General features: G+C 64.8%; 11 protein-coding genes. 9 read left to right on the top strand and 2 right to left on the bottom strand.

Annotated elements, in window-relative coordinates; translation table 11 throughout:
* Nucleotides 1–8 precede the first annotated feature (8 nt).
* Together G6N32_RS20430 and G6N32_RS20425 are read left to right on the top strand one after the other, a co-directional pair.
* Nucleotides 9–1,715, top strand: coding sequence for a DEAD/DEAH box helicase (locus tag G6N32_RS20430; protein WP_115321596.1), 1,707 nt, complete (start codon nucleotides 9–11; stop codon nucleotides 1,713–1,715).
* Complete coding sequence (locus tag G6N32_RS20425) at nucleotides 1,712–2,851, top strand: acyltransferase family protein (protein ID WP_115321595.1); 1,140 nt, start codon at nucleotides 1,712–1,714, stop codon at nucleotides 2,849–2,851. Before G6N32_RS20430 ends, G6N32_RS20425 begins: the two co-directional genes overlap by 4 nt.
* Nucleotides 2,852–2,934: 83 nt before the next feature.
* Here the strand turns inward: G6N32_RS20425 and G6N32_RS20420 are convergent, their stop codons facing one another.
* Nucleotides 2,935–4,410 (bottom strand): acetyl-CoA acetyltransferase, encoded by a 1,476-nt coding sequence (locus G6N32_RS20420; protein WP_115321594.1) that lies wholly within the window; start codon nucleotides 4,408–4,410, stop codon nucleotides 2,935–2,937.
* Between the two features lie 277 nt (nucleotides 4,411–4,687).
* Between G6N32_RS20420 and G6N32_RS20415 the strand changes: the two genes are divergently transcribed.
* The 4 genes from G6N32_RS20415 (at nucleotide 4,688) to G6N32_RS20400 (ending at nucleotide 9,886) form a co-directional block, all read left to right on the top strand.
* Complete coding sequence (locus G6N32_RS20415; protein WP_115322043.1) at nucleotides 4,688–5,317, top strand: TetR/AcrR family transcriptional regulator; 630 nt, start codon at nucleotides 4,688–4,690, stop codon at nucleotides 5,315–5,317.
* 187 nt (nucleotides 5,318–5,504) lie between these two features.
* Nucleotides 5,505–7,928 carry a CaiB/BaiF CoA-transferase family protein gene (locus G6N32_RS20410; protein ID WP_232077208.1) on the top strand — a complete coding sequence of 808 codons (2,424 nt, stop codon included), beginning with the start codon at nucleotides 5,505–5,507 and terminating at the stop codon, nucleotides 7,926–7,928.
* A complete protein-coding gene (locus tag G6N32_RS20405; protein ID WP_115321592.1) occupies nucleotides 7,925–9,391 on the top strand; it encodes an aldehyde dehydrogenase in 1,467 nt (488 codons plus the stop codon). Before G6N32_RS20410 ends, G6N32_RS20405 begins: the two co-directional genes overlap by 4 nt.
* A gap of 6 nt (nucleotides 9,392–9,397) precedes the next feature.
* The gene (locus G6N32_RS20400; protein ID WP_115321591.1) at nucleotides 9,398–9,886 is read left to right on the top strand and encodes a MaoC/PaaZ C-terminal domain-containing protein; all 489 of its coding nucleotides are present in this window, start codon (nucleotides 9,398–9,400) and stop codon (nucleotides 9,884–9,886) included.
* 87 nt (nucleotides 9,887–9,973) lie between these two features.
* On the opposite strand, the gene G6N32_RS20395 is transcribed toward G6N32_RS20400, so the two are convergent.
* Entirely contained in the window at nucleotides 9,974–10,384 is a 411-nt protein-coding gene (locus tag G6N32_RS20395) for a DUF732 domain-containing protein (RefSeq protein WP_115321590.1), read from the bottom strand.
* A 325-nt stretch (nucleotides 10,385–10,709) separates the two neighbouring features.
* On the opposite strand from G6N32_RS20395, the gene G6N32_RS20390 reads away from it, so the two are divergent.
* The 3 genes from G6N32_RS20390 (at nucleotide 10,710) to G6N32_RS20380 (ending at nucleotide 13,385) form a co-directional block, all read left to right on the top strand.
* Nucleotides 10,710–11,012: a hypothetical protein gene (locus G6N32_RS20390; protein WP_232077207.1), complete on the top strand. Its 303-nt coding sequence runs from the start codon at nucleotides 10,710–10,712 to the stop codon at nucleotides 11,010–11,012.
* A 631-nt stretch (nucleotides 11,013–11,643) separates the two neighbouring features.
* Entirely contained in the window at nucleotides 11,644–12,537 is an 894-nt protein-coding gene (locus tag G6N32_RS20385; RefSeq protein WP_232077205.1) for an ABC transporter permease, read from the top strand.
* Nucleotides 12,537–13,385, top strand: coding sequence for an ABC transporter permease (locus G6N32_RS20380; RefSeq protein WP_115321589.1), 849 nt, complete (start codon nucleotides 12,537–12,539; stop codon nucleotides 13,383–13,385). Before G6N32_RS20385 ends, G6N32_RS20380 begins: the two co-directional genes overlap by 1 nt.
* Nucleotides 13,386–13,409 lie beyond the last annotated feature (24 nt).

The following is a 13,409-nucleotide window of genomic DNA, read 5'->3' as shown; positions in this document are numbered from 1 at the left end:
CAGATCCGATGACAACCCCGGACGACGCCCCCCAGACCTTCGCCGACCTGCAGATCCACCCCGCGGTGCTGCAGGCCGTCTCCGATGTCGGCTACGAAACCCCCTCCGCGATCCAGGCCGCCACCATTCCGGCGTTGCTGGCCGGCTCCGACGTCGTCGGCCTGGCGCAGACCGGCACCGGTAAAACTGCGGCATTCGCGATCCCGATTCTGTCCAAGATCGACCCCGCCAGCCGCACCACTCAAGCGCTCGTGCTGGCGCCCACACGTGAATTGGCCCTGCAGGTGGCCGAGGCGTTCAGCCGCTACGGTGCCCATCTCAAGGTCAACGTGCTGCCGATCTACGGCGGCTCCTCGTATGTGCCGCAGCTGGCCGGACTCAAGCGCGGTGCACAGATCGTCGTCGGCACCCCGGGACGCGTCATCGACCACCTGGAGAAGGGCAGCCTGGACCTGTCGCACCTGGACTACCTGGTGCTCGACGAGGCCGACGAGATGCTGCAGATGGGGTTCGCCGAAGACGTCGAGCGCATCCTGGCCGACACCCCGGAGTACAAGCAGGTCGCGCTGTTCTCGGCGACCATGCCGCCGGGCATCAAGAAGATCACCACCAAATATCTGCACGACCCGGTTGAGGTCACGGTCAAGTCGAAGACCCAGACCGCCGAGAACATCACCCAGCGCTATTTCCAGGTCTCGTATCCACGCAAGATGGACGCGCTGACCCGGCTGCTCGAGGTCGAGCAGGGCGACGCGATGATCGTGTTCGTCCGCACCAAGCAGGCCACCGAAGAGGTTGCCGAGAAGCTGCGCGCCCGCGGGTTCGCCGCGGCGGCCATCAACGGCGACATCCCGCAGGCCGTGCGCGAGCGCACGATCAGCCAGCTGAAGGACGGCACGATCGACATCCTGGTCGCCACCGATGTGGCCGCCCGCGGATTGGACGTCGAGCGCATCTCGCATGTGGTGAATTTCGACATTCCGCACGACCCGGAGTCCTACGTGCACCGCATCGGGCGCACCGGCCGGGCCGGCCGCTCGGGCACCGCGCTGTTGTTCGTCACCCCGCGGGAACGCCACCTGCTGAACTCGATCGAGCGGGTCACCCGGCAGAAGCTGGTCGAGGGCCAGCTACCGTCGGTCGAAGACGTCAACGCCCAGCGGGTGGAGAAGTTCCGCGACTCGATCACCGACGCGCTCAATGCGCCGGGGTTCGAGATGTTCCGCAGACTGATCGAGGACTACGAGCGCGACAACGACGTGCCGTTGACCGATATCGCTGCCGCGCTGGCGCTGCAGAGCCGCAACGGCGAAGAGTTCCTGATGACCGAGCCGCCGCCGGACAAGCGCCGCGAACGGCCTGACCGGCCGGATCGCCCGGAACGCGACCGTGCGCCACGCAAGACCCGCGACGATCTGGCGACGTATCGCATCGCGGTCGGCAAGAAGCAGAAGGTCGGTCCGGGGTCGATCGTCGGGGCGCTGGCCAACGAAGGCGGCTTGCACAGAAGCGATTTCGGGCACATCACGATCAAGGAAAACTTCTCACTGGTCGAGCTGCCTGCCAAGCTGTCCAAGGAAACGCTGAAAGCGCTTGAGAAGACCCGGATTTCCGGTGTGCTGATCGATCTGAAGCCGGATCGCGGCAGCCCACGATACGACACGCGTCCCGACTCGCGTCCCTCCGGCGGGAAGCCCCGGCGCACGAGCCGATGACCGCGTCCGGTCAGGTCGACCAAGGCGGACTGGAAGCAGTTTCGGGTGTCGACCGGGTCGCCTCGCTGACCGGTGTCCGCGCCGTCGCGGCGCTGCTGGTGCTGGGTACGCACGCTGCCTACACGACCGGCAAGTACACGCACGGGTTTGTGGGTCTGGTGTATTCGCGGCTGGAGATCGGCGTGCCGATTTTCTTCGTGTTGTCCGGCTACCTGTTATTCGGCCCGTGGGTGCGCGCCGCCGCGGCCGGGCAGGCGGCACCGTCGGTACGCCGGTATGCCTGGCATCGGGTGCGGCGCATCATGCCGGCCTACGTGATCACCGTGCTGGCGGCCTACCTGATCTACCACTTCCGGTCCGCCGGACCGAATCCCGGCCACACCTGGATCGGCCTGTTGCGCAACCTCACCCTGACCCAGATCTACACCGACAACTACATGTTCAACGGCTATCTGCACCAAGGACTTACGCAGATGTGGAGCCTGGCGGTCGAGGTCGCGTTCTACGTCGCGCTGCCGTTCTTGGCCTGGTTGCTGCTTGTCGTGCTGTGCCGGCGGCGCTGGCGTCCCGGTCTGTTGCTGACCGGGCTGGCGGTGCTCGCGCTGATGAGTCCGGCGTGGATGGTGCTGGTGCACACGACTGACTTTCTGCCCAGCGGCGCGCGGCTGTGGCTGCCCGGTTATCTGGCCTGGTTCATCGGCGGCATGCTGCTGACGGTGTTGCAGGCCATCGGAGTTCGGGTGTTCGGGTTCATTGCGGTGGCCCTGGCCGTCGTCTGCTTTCTGATCGTCTCCACCCCGATCGCCGGCGAGCCGACCACATCGCCGACCGGCATCGCCCAGGCGTTGGTGAAGACCGTGTTCTACGCCGTGATCGCGACATTGATCGTCGCGCCGCTGGCACTGGGGAACCGCGGCTGGTACGCGCGGGCGCTGGCCACCCGGCCGATGGTCTGGCTCGGCGAGATCTCCTACGAGATCTTCCTGGTCCATCTGGTGGTGATGGAGATCGCGATGGTCGAGGTGCTGCGCTGGCCGGTCTATACCGGTTCCGCGCCCGCGCTGTTCGTGGTCACGCTGATCGTGACGATCCCGGTGGCGTGGCTGCTGCACCGGTTCACCCGGGTGCGCACCTAGTCCTTGCGTTGAGGCCGCATCCAGAGCGAAGAATCTGCGAAATCCACGCTCTCAGTGCGCTCTCAATAACCCCTTCTCTCCGCTTATTCCAGGGTGGCGATGCCCTCCGCGTCGACGGCCACCGTGGCGCCGGCGATGTCCTCGGTGACGGTGGCTGCCGCCTGAGACGGATCGGTGATGACGGCCAGTGCGCGACTGCCGATCGGGGTGCGCACAGCAAGGAAGGCTTTTTCGGCGGTGTCCTCACGTGTGAATGGGGTGGTCCAGGTCTCCACTGTGCCGGTGCCGGCCCACGCGTCTTCGGCGAACACGGTGGGCTCGGCGTCAACAGCTGATTGCACGTCCTCCCAGCGGAATTCATCGGTGGGCGGCTCGGTTCCGTAGATCCCGAAACTGTGTTTGGTCAGATACCCGCCATTGGCGGTGATCAACCCGACCGAGCCGGGCGCGCCGGTGAGTCGTTCGGCCATCGTTGCGATGGAATGCGACACGTAGTTGTTCCACGGTCCACCGGCAAAGGTGAGGCCCCCGGTGACGGTCAGTGGTCGGCGCGGATCATCGGTCGGCAGGCCCAACTCGTTGGCTCCGACCTGAACCGCGCTGGGGAAACAAGAATAGATATCGATCAGATCGATGTCATCGATGCCGCGCTGAGCCAATTCCAACACCCGCTCACCGCCGATCCGGATACCCGGGGATCCACTGAAACTCGCCCGCTGCCCGATCAGATATGTGTCGTGCGCGTCGGTGCCCGCATACGGGAACACCCACCGCTCCCGCGGAATTCGCAAATGCTGCGCCTTGGCCACCGAGGTCAAAATCAGAGCGGCACCTTGATCGACCATGTTGTTGGAGTTCATCAACTTTGTGTAGGGCCAGCTGATCATCCGGTTGGACGGACCCTGCCGCCAGATCTGCTCGGCCGGCACCGCCGTACGGGTCCAGGCGTGCGGATTGTCCTGGGCCGCTTCGCTGAACTGCGCCCACAACGCCCCGATGCGCTGCCGATGCGCGTCGGCGGATTCCCCGGACGCCAGACGCAACGCTTGCTCGAACATCGGATACACGTACGCCGGGCGGTCGAGTCCGATCCGGGTCTCCGCGGGGCCAGCCAACGCGAACTCCTCGTCGGCCCCGGTGGGCAGCGGCACCGACTCGTCCTGTTTGGTTCCGACCCACTTCTCACCCCGGGCCCGCATCCGGGTGCGGCTGCGCCAAGTCTCGCCACCAGCGATCAACACCACCTCGTTACGGCCCTGCTGAATGTCCAGGCACGCCTGGTTGACCAACGACTGCGGAACGTTGCCACCAATACTGGTGTAGCGGGTCGCCGCGTCAGGGGCGCCGATGCGCTGGGCCAACAACAAACCCGCATCCCGATACCGCCACGACAACAGATTGACGATCCGAACCGCATCGACGGCCTCGAGCACTCGCGGAGCCGCAGAAACCCGCGCCGCCTGCTCCATCAGGTCCACCGGTTCGGTGGCTGCACTCTCCTGGCGCTGGTTGACCTGGCCATAACCGACGAGTACCGGCGTGCGGGGGTTGAGAGACATGTCCGGAGTCTAATCATTATAGGTAAAGTGTTGGATCGCCGGCGAGAGCTCCGCCCGATCGGCAGCCATCGGAGCACGGCCGCACTACCGCCGTCCCCGCCTTGTTCTCCGCCGGCTAGCTAACGCAAGGTCGCAAAAGCGCAGCACGAGTGCTGGTTATGGCCTAACATCGATAGATAAGATGCCAAGGCGGTCCGACATGACCGGTGAGTCGAGGAACGCATGAGCGGGCAATCGCAACAACTCTGGTCGATCCCCGAACCGGGTGGAGTCCCTGATGGCCCGACCCGATAAGCCCCTGGTGAGCCGCTCCGCTGCGGTGCTCGCGGCGGTCGAGATCATCGGGGCCGAAGGGCTCGACGCCTTCACCATGCCGCGGCTGGCCGATGAATTCGGTATCCGGGTGCCGTCGCTGTATCACCATTTCCGCGACCGGGACGACGTGCTGCTTGCGGTGGTGCGGTATGTCGCAGGCACCGCTGTCGCGACATCGGAGGTCGTACCCGGCCCCGACTGGCCGGACTTCTTCGTCGCGCTGGCGATGAACTTCCGGCGGTCGTTCATGTCGCATACCAACACCGCGCCGCTGTTGTTGCGCTACCGCCCTCGCGATCTCCTGCCGGGCGGGTACGAGGCCGCGGCCGCGTTCTTGAAGTGGTCCGAAGTGCCGGTGGCGCTGCATATCCGCATCCTTGACGGCATGGAGACGCTGCTGATCGGGGCCGTTCTCTGCGAAGATCTCAATCCTGCAATAGCTGCGGATAACAGCTTTCACAGCTGCGCTGTCGAACCGGGCTCTGCTTTGGCCAGTGCGCTCAAGGCCTGTGATCTGAGCGCCGACGCGATGTTCGAGGGCAAGGTACGCGCATTCCTACTCGGAGTGACACAGATGGTGGGATCGAGCTGACGACAGCTCTCGATTAAACCTAACGACATGAGGTATTGACGGCGGCGCGTGCGCCTGCATACTGTGATCGCGCGCCGCGCCGCCCACCGTGTGGCGCCCTTTGCGCGGCAGGCACGCGATCGCCGACCGAGACGAGTCCAGGCGGCCATGCATTACGCCGATGCGGTGGCTGAGAGGAGTGGAAACAGTGACCTGGGCCTCGACAGATGCGCCGCTGGCCGGCCTGCGGATCGTGGACACCACGACCGGTGAGGTGGCCCAGGTGACCCGACTGCTGGCCGATCTGGGCGCTGAGGTCGTGAGGGTCGAGCCTGCGGGCGGGTGCGGGGAACGGCGCCTACCACCGCTGATCGACAGCCAGAGCGTCGCCTTCGCGTTGCACAACGCCAACAAGCGCAGCGTCATCCTGGACGCCTCCGACGACGGCGACCGCGAACAATTCCTGGCTTTGGTGAGCGGTGCCGACATTATCGTCGACAGTGGAAATCCAGGACAGGCCAGCGCATTCGGCGTACCCGTCGCGGATCTGGCACATCGTTACGAGCATCTGGTCGCAATGTTGGTGACCGACTTCGGCACGCAGGGGCCCCGGTCGCACTGGCGTGCCAATGATGCTGTGCTGGTGGCGATGTCGTCGGTGTTGTGCCGTTCGGGTGCACCGGATGGCCCGCCGGTGCTGCCACCGGCGGGGATTGCCTCATCCACGGCCGCGGCGCAGGCGGCGTGGGCGGTGCTGGTCGCCTACTTCCACAGGTTGCGAACCGGGCGCGGTGAGTATGTCGACTTTGCTCGCTATGACGCCGTGTTGCAGGCCCTCGATCCACCATTCGGCGCGCAGGGGCAGGCTGCCGCGGCACGCGGGCTCAGCACCGCGCGGCGCGGTCGGCCGAAGAACCAGGACTCGTACCCGATCTTCGCCAGTAGGGACGGCTGGGTGCGCATCTGTATCTTGGCACCTCGACAGTGGCGCGCCATGCGAGCGTGGCTGGGCGAGCCCGCCGAGTTCCAAGACGTGAAATACGACAGCATCAGTGCCCGCGCAGCCGATTTCGACAAGATCCGCACTTTGATCGCCAGACTGTTCGCGCGTCACTCCGGCGAACAGCTCGTCGCCGAGGGTGCTGCGCGGGGCGTGCCGGTCGCGGCCATTCTGACTCCAGCAGAGGTGATGGAGTGCGCGCATTTCAACGCCGTGTCGGCGTGGACCGATGCCGCCATCACCGATGAGTCGATCGTGACGGTGCCCGACGGCTGCGTGGTGGTCGACGGTGTACGGGCCGGTGTGAGGTGGTTGGCGGGCCGGGCCGGTAGTTCGGAGCCGGTGTGGCCTGAGCGGCCCGTGACCGTGGCCGCTGCGGAGGCCACGGCGCGCCCGCTCGAGGGCGTGACAATCCTGGATCTGGGGGTCATCGTCGCCGGGGGAGAGCTGGGCAGACTGTTCGCCGACATGGGTGCCGAGGTGATCAAGATCGAGAGTCCGTCCTACCCCGACGGGCTGCGGCAGGCGCGTCCGGGCCAGATCATGAGTGAGTCGTTCGCCTGGACGCACCGCAACCAGATGGCGCTGGGACTGGACCTACGCGCCGACGGCGGTGCGGAGTTGTTCAGCCGACTGGTTGTCCGCGCAGATGCGGTGTTCGCCAACTTCAAACCGGGAACCCTTTGCGCACTCGGTTTTTCATTCTCTCAGTTACAGGAGATCAACCCGCGACTGGTATTGACCGAAAGCAGTGCCTTCGGTGACAACGGCCCCTGGAGCTCCCGACTCGGCTACGGTCCGCTGGTGCGGGCCGCCACGGGCATCACCCAGCTGTGGGCCACCGAGGATCCGCCGCGCCCGGACTCGCCCTATCCGTTCTCCGACGCCGTCACGGTGTTCCCCGATCACCTCGTGGCGCGACTGGCGGCGATTGCCACGCTGGCCGCGCTCATTCGACGCCGCCGGACCGGTGTCGGGGCACAAATCCACATTTCCCAGGCCGAAACGGCGGTCAGTCAGTTGGATGCGCTGTACACGACGTCGTGGGCGCGCGCCCGCGGCACTGCGGTGACCGAGGATCTGACCCTGCACGGCGTCTACCCGTGTGCTGGGGACGACGAATGGTGTGTCGTGACGGTCGGTTCCGACCATGACTGGAACGCTGTTGTGAAGGCACTCGAGGCCGCCGGACTCGACACCGATCCACGATTCGGCTCCGCGTCTGACCGCTGGGAACACCGCGCCGAATTACACAGCGCTCTCCAGCGTTTCACTCGGCGGCACGATGCTCATACTCTCGCCGAGACGCTGCAGCAGACCGGTGTCGCGGCCGCCCCCATGCTGCGAGGCAGTGACATCATTGATGAGCCGCAGGTGCGGTCCCGCGGCTTGTACGCGGAGATGACGCATCCGTTGTTCGACGTGCGGCTGCCGACCGAGACAGGCCCTGCGCAGTATCGGCGCATTCCGCCGGCTGAACTACGCCCGGCACCGCTGCTCGGTGAGAACACCGTCGACGTGTGTCGCCGGCACCTGCAGATGGACGATGCGGCGGTCGAACGCCTCATCGCCGCCGGTGTCCTGTACGCACCGCCCGCACCAGCATCGATTGCGGAGGAATCACTGGCATGACTGTGTCCAGCCAAGTGCCGGCCGAAACCGACACCGCCCGCATATTCGTCGGTGGCACCTACCGCGAAGCCGCACAGACCATTCCGGTCATCGATGCGGCCACCGGCGAGGTTTTCGCTGACGGCCCGAACGCCACGACATCCGAGATCGACGACGCTGTGGCCGCGGCGCACGAGGATCCCGCGTTGCGCTGGGCGTCCGCCGCACCTGCCGAGCGTGCCGAGGTCCTCAAGCGGTACGCCTCGGCGCTGCGGTCCCGCGGTGAGGACACCGCACGGATGGTCTGCCGCGAAAACGGTATGCCGATCACCTTGTCCCGTGCGGTGAACGGAATCTTCCCGGCCGCGCTGGTCGGCTACTACGCGAAGTTGATCAAGGCGTGGGAGCCTGAGGAAACCCGTCCAGCTCTGGTTGGGCACACCGTGGTGCGGCGCGAGCCGGTCGGCGTAGTGGGGGCCATCACGCCCTGGAATTATCCACAGGCACTGGCGATTATGAAGATCGCGCCGGCTCTGGCCGCCGGCTGCCGTGTAGTACTCAAGGCTGCCCCGGAGACCGCACTGGATGCGCTGGTATTCGCCGACGCGGCCGTGGAGGCGGGTCTTCCGCCGGGGGTACTCAGCGTCGTGCCCGGGGACAGCGAAGCAGGCGCCCATCTGGTGAGCCATCCCGGGATCGACAAGGTGGCGTTCACCGGATCCACCAACGCCGGCCGGATCATCGGCGCCGAGTGCGGTCGACTGATCAAGCCCGTCACGTTGGAGCTCGGCGGCAAGTCCGCAGCGGTGATCCTCGACGACGCCGATCTGGCGGCGACGGTGGCCGGCTTGCGGACGGCGTCATTCGTCAACAACGGCCAAACATGTCATCTCAGTTCGCGCATTTTGGTCCCGAACTCGCGCTACGGCGAATTCGTCACCGCCATAGCCGACTTGGCTACCAGCCTCAAGGTCGGCGACCCGCTCGACGAGACGACCGACGTCGGCCCGCTGGTCAGTGCTCGGCAGCGGGACAGGGTTCTCGAGTACATCGAGATCGGCCGTGGCTCAGGGGCCCGGCTCGTCGCGGGTGGCTCGGTGCCGGTGGACCGGCCGCGCGGATGGTACGTCGCTCCCACCGTGTTCGCCGATGTCGACAACCGTGATCGAATCGCTCAGGAAGAGATCTTCGGCCCGGTGATTGCCGTCATCGGCTATGACGATGAGGCCGAGGCAATCAGGATGGCGAACGACACCGAGTTCGGCCTGGCCGGCACGGTATGGTCGCGCGACACCGGGCGAGCGCTGGACGTGGCCCGGGCGATGCACACCGGCTCGGTGGGAGTCAATCACTATCAGCTGGATATCCAGTCGCCGTTCGGTGGTGTCAAATCGAGCGGTCTAGGCCGTGAGCTCGGCCCGGAAGGTCTGGACGCCTACCGGATCACCAAATCGATGTACTGCGCCGACCAGATCGCGGGTTAGGGTCCGATGGCTGCTATCACCGGGAAGGGGCGAGACCTTGCCGCCCGGATCGACCTCGCGCCATGGCACGCCGAGGATCTGCGCGTGGGAGACTGGATGAACCTGGGCACCGTGCGGGTCGACCGCGACGAGATCCTGGCCTTCGCCAGCAGGTTCGATCCGTTGCCAATCCATCTCGACGAGACCAACCCGGTGTTCGGTGATGTGATCGCCAGCGGGGTGCACACCATGGCGTTGTTCTCCAGCCTGGCCTCTCGTGAGTTCATACCGCGGCTGGCGTTATTGGCAGGCAAGGGAATTGACCAGCTGCGCTTGCCCGTCCCGGTGCGCCCGGGCGCAACGCTGGCCGGGGCCGTTGAGATCGTGGATATCGCTGAGCGTTTGGCCAGGGCCGACGTGACGTACAGCTCCATCCTGACCGACGAAACTGACCGGGTGGTGTTGAGTTTCATCGGGATCACGGTCGTGGCCCGGCGTCAGACCGCAGACGTCTAATTGGTCTGCTGTGCAACGCTGTTCAGCAGTGGGTAATCCAGGGCGTTGGGGAAACGATCACCCGTTACCGAATACTGAATTGCTTGGTCAGAATGACCCTCTGTGCGGGCAGAGGTGCTGAACGGATCGGTCGGCGAAGTGCAGGGCCAGTCCCATTCCCCAATCTGAATGCATCGAGGCGACGTGACGTCCGGCGTCCCAAAGCGAAGCGTCGTTCGGCGGTCGCATGAGATTGCACACGGCCTGCCCCTCAAGGATGGCCTGTCGGCTGTCCACGACGATCCCGTCCCCGGCGATCGCCTGGAGGAAGACGGAGTAGTTTGCGCTGGGGTCGACACTGTCCGGCTCGGCGTATGCCGGCGCCACGGATGCGATCGTCAGCAGCGTAAAGGCGCTCACCGCAATCCTTCTCCACTGCGACCCCATCCTGACCGCGTCGCGGTCGGACCCGAAACCAGTCGGCACGGCCGTGCGGTGGAAATGGCCCAAGCTGATCATCCCGATAAACTACAGTAAGTAGATAAGTAGTCAATCCAAATCCTGAAGATCGGAAGGCGCTGGTTGCTGCGTCCTGAGCCGGAACTTGGTAGCCGCCGCTCACGAAGCGAGTGACGGTTGACACACTTATCCTAAGGTCATAAGGTTACTTGCAGAGGCCCTTGTCGATTTTCGTGTTCGCTGCGCGAGAGGATCTTGGACGGCTACTGTCCTCAAGCCGCGCACCGCTGGATTTTGTGGACTTGAGTGCGGCACCTGTTGCTTACGAGACACCCTCGCGGGCGCGCATCAGTACTGAGGCCGCAAGTGTCCCAAGGAGATTGTGTTGATCACGTGGAATTGTTCGGGGGCTGTGGCAATCGGGGCGTTCGTCCTGGGCGTGAGCGCTGCCATGCCAGCGCACGCCGATCCGTTGGTCCCTCCTACGCCGGCCGAAATCAACTTCCTCGATCAGGCTCGCCGCGTGTTCGCGGCCAGTCACAACCCGGTGTCTTTCCGCAGCGATGGTGAATTGCTGAGCGACGGTTGGTACGCCTGTGACAAGCGGGCCGCGGGCTTCGTGGGGACCGAAGCAACCCTGGTGACACCGGCGCTCACGCAGCTGGCCTTCATCTACCTATGTCCGTGATGCACCCGGCGTAGTCGGCCGGCTCGCGGACAATCACGGATTCGGGTCGCCGGCATCGGACGTTGAAAGCGCTTTCGTCCGGGGTTTCTGGTGGGACCTCGAAATCCTGCAGTCCAGAACGGCTTTCGATATCTCGTTTGCCTTCGGCCGGGCGAGTGCGCCTAGGGCCACTCGGGTTTGCGGGTGTGCTCGTTGGGTGTGAAGGGCCTGGGGCCCGAGACTAACGGCAGCGAAAATAACGCGGGTGCATTTGGGGCTTGGCAACTAAAGCTATTAGGTATAGGTTGTTACTCGCTGTGAGCCAAACCACTTTGCTGTAGGTTTAGCGTCACCGCCCACAACCCAGTTGCTCGAGGTCAACGTAGCGGAGGGGCCGCGTGCAGGTTTCGGCGCCATATCCGGACATGACCGAAGTCGTCCATGACGGCGATGAGCGACATGAGTAACGCAAGCCGGTTCACCGGCCGGATTTCACAAGCGACGATGGGAGAGCAGTAGTGGCTCAGTCGAGGCTCGCAGTCACCGAGCATCGAGGTGCGTCCATGGTCTTCCAGTCGGGTCCACTCGCGGGCGTCCGACCACGGTGCTGCAGCGCCGTAGTCGCAGACCTGGCCGAGTCCGGGTTGGGCGGATGGTAAACGTCGCGGATCCACCCGCTGCGACCAGTCGGGCTGGCAATCTTCGCCACCATCAGCCACAGTCCGGCGCGCTCCACTCCGCGAAGCGCAACGCGACACGGCTGGCCAAGGCTCCGGTGGCGGCCGCCGGGACCACCGGTCGCGGCGTTGCCCTTGCTATTTCCGTTCTGCGCTATGCCATTCAGGACACCGTCACCGGCCGACTGCCGGCGGGTGAGTTCGTCTGGCAAGCCTGGGCACTGTTCAAGGTCACCGCGACCCCGGCTGTATTGATGGCAATACCGATCGGCGGGATCGTCACGGTTGTCGTGTCGGGACTCGTGGCGCAAGTGGGTGCAACCGCGCTTCTCGGCGCGGCAAGTGGAGTGGGGGTTCTGCGCCAGGGGGCGCCCGTCACAGCAGGTCTGCTTATGGGCGGTGCCGCGGCATCGGCGATCGCATCTGACTTCGGGGCGCGGGCCATTCGCGAGGAGCTTGACGCCATGCGAGTACTCGGTGTGGACCCGGTTCGTCGCCTCGTGGTACCTCGTTTCTTGGCGCTGTTGCTGATCGCACCCATGCTGACCCTGGTCATCATCGTGTCGGGAACGGCGTCTGCGTTCCTGCTCTCGGTCTCGGTGAGCGGCGTGGCGCCTGGGAGCTTCTGGAACTCATTCGGAACGTTCGCCAAGATGACGGACGTTTACTTTGCGATCGGAAAGGGCCTCGTTTTCGCCGCGATCGTGGCCGTCATCTCCTCGATGCGGGGCATGGAGGCGAAGGGCGGGCCGCGCGGTGTCGCGGATGCCGTCAACGCGGCCGTGGTGATCAATGTCGTTCTCATCCTGTTCGCGAACCTTGCGATCACGCAGATCTCGACGATGTTCTTCCCCACGGCGGTGGCGTGATGTCGGCACCGTCTGGTTTCGGGCGCGCGGGTGCAGCCGTTGCCGACACCGTCAAGAAGCCCGTGAGCGGATTCGGCCACTGGATCTTGTTCATCGGTCAGGTCTTCTACTACTTGCCCCTGACCGTGCGGCGCTACTCTCGTCAGACCTTGGCCGCGACCCTCAACATGGCGTGGGGCAGAGGATCGCTGATCGTCGATGGCGGCACGATCAGCGTGCTACTCCTACTAGGCATCGCGACCGGTGCGTCTCTCGGGATCGAGTCACTTGCGGTATTGAACATCCTGGGATTCGGATCGCTATCGGGCATCATCGGCGGAATCGGTGCCGTCCGAATTCTCGGACCCATTGTCGCCGGAATCGCGTTCATGTCCCAAGCGGGTACGCGCATGACCGCCGAAATCGGAGCCATGCGGATCGCGGAAGAGATCGACGCCGTGGAGGCGATCGGCCTGCGGCCCATTCCATTTGTCGTCGGCACTCGACTCATCGGCGCATTGACGTGCGTCATACCCGGCTATCTGCTGACCGTCATGGCCGTTTTCTACACGATCCAAACGGTGGTCGTTGTCTTCAACGGCGAGCACGGAGGTACGTACTTCCACTACTTCGCCATGTTCCTCACGCCGATTGATCTGCTCTATTCGACGATCAAGTTGACCATCTACTGCATTGCGGTGACGTTGATTCATTGCTACTACGGATATTTCGCCTCCGGTGGACCGGTAGGCGTCGGCATGGCGTCGGGTCGGGCCGTGCGCGCGAGTCTGGTGACCATCGTGGTCCTGGACTTCACCACCACTGTGCTGCTGTGGGGTCTGCAGCCCGAGTTCATCTTCAAGGGATAGAGGGAATCTCATGTTGAGAGGATC

The organism is Mycolicibacterium aichiense, assembly GCF_010726245.1.
In the GTDB taxonomy this organism is placed as follows: domain Bacteria; phylum Actinomycetota; class Actinomycetes; order Mycobacteriales; family Mycobacteriaceae; genus Mycobacterium; species Mycobacterium aichiense.
Note: the sequence above shows the minus strand (reverse complement) of the source record. Positions and strands in the feature narration are given on the sequence as shown.

Bases quoted from the DNA above. Each gene is read 5' to 3' on its own strand.
- G6N32_RS20430 (WP_115321596.1), top strand. From the start codon at position 9: ATGACAACCCCGGACGACGCCCCCCAGACCTTCGCCGACCTGCAGATC.
- G6N32_RS20425 (WP_115321595.1), top strand. From the start codon at position 1,712: ATGACCGCGTCCGGTCAGGTCGACCAAGGCGGACTGGAAGCAGTTTCG.
- G6N32_RS20420 (WP_115321594.1), bottom strand. From the start codon at position 4,410: ATGTCTCTCAACCCCCGCACGCCGGTACTCGTCGGTTATGGCCAGGTC.
- G6N32_RS20415 (WP_115322043.1), top strand. From the start codon at position 4,688: ATGGCCCGACCCGATAAGCCCCTGGTGAGCCGCTCCGCTGCGGTGCTC.
- G6N32_RS20405 (WP_115321592.1), top strand. From the start codon at position 7,925: ATGACTGTGTCCAGCCAAGTGCCGGCCGAAACCGACACCGCCCGCATA.
- G6N32_RS20400 (WP_115321591.1), top strand. From the start codon at position 9,398: ATGGCTGCTATCACCGGGAAGGGGCGAGACCTTGCCGCCCGGATCGAC.
- G6N32_RS20395 (WP_115321590.1), bottom strand. From the start codon at position 10,384: ATGATCAGCTTGGGCCATTTCCACCGCACGGCCGTGCCGACTGGTTTC.
- G6N32_RS20385 (WP_232077205.1), top strand. From the start codon at position 11,644: ATGGTAAACGTCGCGGATCCACCCGCTGCGACCAGTCGGGCTGGCAAT.
- G6N32_RS20380 (WP_115321589.1), top strand. From the start codon at position 12,537: ATGTCGGCACCGTCTGGTTTCGGGCGCGCGGGTGCAGCCGTTGCCGAC.